1 pseudogene is annotated in these 524 nt (G+C 68.1%); it reads right to left on the reverse strand.

What is annotated here, in order from left to right:
- Positions 1-416 (reverse strand): annotated as a pseudogene (locus IMZ11_RS43645) (hypothetical protein); the annotation flags it as partial.
- Between the last annotated feature and the right edge of the window lie 108 nt (positions 417-524).

A 524-nucleotide genomic window follows, 5' to 3' on the forward strand; every position in this document is an offset into this window, starting at 1 on the left:
GTCGAGGAGTCGAGTACTCGCTGGATGTCGTCCTCGGCGTGCTCCCAGTCGATGCTCGTCAGGTTCGTCGCGCCCTGCCGCGCCGTCTCCATGAACATGTCACGCCGATGTTGTTCCTGCCAGACCCCGTAGTAGCCATAGCCCAGCCAACCGGTCAACGCCACGAGCGCGGCGACGACAACGCCACCGACAATCGCGGCGACCGACGAGCCCGGCAAGCGCCGCCGCTCGGGGGCTGAGTCCGCGGCCTGAGCTGGCTCGTCCGCACCGGGCGCGCCGGTCTCATCGGCCGCGTCGGTGTCATCCTCACCAGCCGCTTCGGTCGGTTCGACGGCATCAGGTTCTGGGGCGGACTGGCTCGACTGCTCGGCCTCGGTCGGCTCGACCGACTCGGCGTCGGCGCTGTCGTCTGCCATACATCTGCTCCTCGGTGGCACTGCGATGTCGCGTGGAATGACACGCGTGCGGTCCAACGTACGTGGCACCCGTCACATCGTCATCAGCCGGTACCGGCAGTCCCGCAC

The sequence above is a fragment of the Microtetraspora sp. AC03309 genome (assembly GCF_020826795.1).
Lineage (GTDB): Bacteria > Actinomycetota > Actinomycetes > Streptosporangiales > Streptosporangiaceae > Microtetraspora > Microtetraspora glauca.